Genomic DNA, 2,821 nt, shown 5'->3' with positions numbered 1-2,821 from the left:
GTTCCAGGAAGCTCGGCAGCTTCAGGTCGCGTCCCAGCGTCGCCACGGGTTCGTCGACGGCGAAGCCGGGGATGTCGGTCGCGATCTCGAACAGCACGCCGCCGGGCTCGCGGAAGTAGATCGAGCGGAAGTAGTTGCGGTCCCTCTGCTCGGTCGGATGCAGGCCGTGATTGCTCACGAGCTTTTGCGCCATCTTACCCTGCTCGGCATCGTCAGCCGCGCGGAAGGCGATGTGGTGCACCGAGCCGCCGCCCTGATGGCCGCGCAGGAAGCCCTTGGCCTCATAGATGTCGACGACGCTGCCCTCGGCATCGCCCGGCGCCTTGAAGCGGATCACCGAGCCCTCGCGTCCCGTCTCCTTGAAGCCGAACACGTCGGTGAGGACAGCCGCCGTCTTCGCCGCGCTGTCGAGCAGCAAGGTCACGCCGTGGAAGCCGCGGATCGCATGCTCGGCCGGCACGTCGCCATTGCTCCAGCCCGGCTCGTTCTCGGCACCGGGAACGCCGACCAGCGCGAGCGCCATGCCGTCGGGATCGGTGAACGGCAGCACGGACTCGCCGAAGCGCTTCTCCAGCGCCTCGTAAGGAATGCCCTTCTCGGTGAAGCGCTGCGTCCAGTAGCCGAGCGAGCGCTGCGGCACGCGGAACGCGGTCTGGTGGGTCTCGCCGACGCCGCGGCGCCCGGCCGGCACGCCGGCCCAGGGGAAGAAGGTCAGGATAGTGCCGGGACGGCCGGTCTCGTCGCCATAATAGAAGTGATAGGTGCCGGGATCGTCGAAATTGACCGTCTTCTTGACGAAGCGCAGGCCGAGATCCCTGGTGTAGAAGCCGAAGTTCCTGATGGGGTCGCCGGCGATCGCGGTGACGTGGTGCAGTCCAGACATTGTCGTCCTCCAAATTCGGGGAGCGGTCTTGCTCTGGCCGGAAATATCGTTCCGCTTTGGATTGGAGACAATCCATGCAAATATGACGTCTATGTCTACGATTTGGAAACAATCGCTGGAGCGGGCGCTTGGATAAGGTCGCCAGCCTCCGGGCCTTCGTGAAGGTGGTCGAGAGCGGCAGTTTTGCCGAAGCGGGCCGCCAGTTGCGCCTGTCGCGCTCGGCGATCAGCAAATACATCGCCGATCTCGAAGAGAGCCTCGGCGTCCAGCTCCTGAACCGGACCACTCGCCACGCGAGCCCGACCGAGAACGGCCAGCGCTATTTCGAGCGCGCGGTCGTCATTCTCTCGGAGATCGAGGCGGCCGACCAGGCGGTGGCGCAGCTCCAGTCGGCACCGCGGGGACTGTTGCGCGTCAACGCGCCGATGTCGTTCGGCACCATGCGGCTCGGGCCGGTGCTGGCCGATTTCATGGTGCGATATCCGGAGCTTCAGCTTCAGATCGTGCTGAGCGATGATCTGCTCGATCCCGTGCAGGATGGTTTTGACGTGACGCTGCGGATTGCGGAGCTGGAATCCTCCAGCCTGATCGCGCGCAAGATCATGCCGGTGGCGCGCATGATCTGCGCTTCGCCCGACTATCTGGTGCGTCATGGCACACCGAAGCATCCGCAGGACCTGCGCGAGCATGCGTCGCTGACCTACGGCTTCCTGCTCACCGGCAATCAGTGGAAGCTCACCGGCGCCGACGGCGATCACTGGATCCAGCCGGCCTGGTCGCTCTGCGTCAACAATGCCGAGGTGTTGCGCGACGTCGCGATCAAGGGCAGGGGGCTGGCGCTGCTGCCCGAGTTCATCGCCGCTGATGCCTTGCGGAAGGGCGAGCTGGGCACGGTGCTGGATGATTATTCGGCGCCGCCGCTCGCGCTCTATGCGGTCTATCCGCCGACGCGGCATCTGTCAGTGAAGGTGCGGCTGTTCATCGACTTCCTGGTCGAGCATTTTGGCCGCGAGGAGGGGACAGGTAGCGGGCGCAGACGTGCGGAGGCTCGGTCGTGAAGGCATGAATCTGCCGGGCTACGGTGCGGTGGGCGGCATGAGTTCTATTCATTCGTCAACGTTGGTGACAGTAATTCGCTCTTCCGCGAACGATTGGAAGAAGCCCGGCGACCAGCAAAGACCATGAGGATTGTGCCTTTGCTGAGAGTCCCCGAGCGGTCGCTGGATACGATTATACCGTAACGGAAACCTGAACTTTCTTCCCGTCGCTTGGGACTCATATTTGCGTCCCGACTTTGCGCCTTAGGACAGAGTGCTTCAGCCGCTGCCGGGGCGTTGCCAAGGGCTCTCTTCCGTGCCACCGCGAAGAGCCGGGGCATGACGAGTAGCTCGCCAGCACTTCTCAACTTGATTTCAACAAGCGCAGGAGGAAGCTATGCGGAAGTCTCTCACCTTTTTCCTTTCTGGCGTGATATTGGCCGTCGCGGCGTCAACAGCCGTAGCCGGTGAGCGGGTGCTCGAGTTCAAGCTGGTCACGAAGCCGATCGACCTCAAGGTCATAGAGGCCGCAAACGTCGAAGGACAGACGGTTGTCTCTGGCAAATTCTTTGGTGTCGCCGTATTCAACGATGGCCGTATCGGAGTGAAAGAGTTCGTCAACGCTTCGGACCTGCTCAAAGGGTCGGGCCCCTTTTTCGGCTATAGCACCTACACGTTCGAGGAAGGCTCGATTACGGCGCGCTACACCGGTTCGGCCAAAGACGGCAAATCGACGGGCGAATACACAATCCTGTCGGGCACAGGTGCCTATGCGAACGCCACGGGCACGGGAACAATCGAAAGCGCTCCGAACCCATTCAAGGGCGTCAACCTGTTGAACATAAAGCTCGTCGTTAAAACTCCGGGCTCGTGACAGCTGTACACCAAAGGAGTTGATCCC

The 2,821-nt window shown here is 62.5% G+C and carries 3 protein-coding genes; 2 read left to right on the top strand and 1 reads right to left on the bottom strand.

The window, feature by feature from the left end:
• On the bottom strand, positions 1-883 hold an 883-nt coding region (locus AC1D00_RS34930; RefSeq protein ID WP_477013812.1), incomplete at its 3' end, for a ring-cleaving dioxygenase.
• 128 nt (positions 884-1,011) lie between these two features.
• Here AC1D00_RS34930 and AC1D00_RS34925 point away from each other — a divergent pair.
• Positions 1,012-1,941 carry a LysR family transcriptional regulator gene (locus AC1D00_RS34925; RefSeq protein WP_477013811.1) on the top strand — a complete coding sequence of 310 codons (930 nt, stop codon included), beginning with the start codon at positions 1,012-1,014 and terminating at the stop codon, positions 1,939-1,941.
• Positions 1,942-2,317: 376 nt separating this feature from the next.
• Positions 2,318-2,794: a hypothetical protein gene (locus AC1D00_RS34920; protein WP_135172671.1), complete on the top strand. Its 477-nt coding sequence runs from the start codon at positions 2,318-2,320 to the stop codon at positions 2,792-2,794.
• The last annotated feature ends 27 nt before the right edge of the window (positions 2,795-2,821 follow it).

The organism is Bradyrhizobium sp. P2_E8 (genome assembly GCF_056403875.1).
The sequence above is the reverse complement of the archived record's forward strand: the minus strand, read 5'-3'. Positions and strand labels throughout refer to the sequence as shown.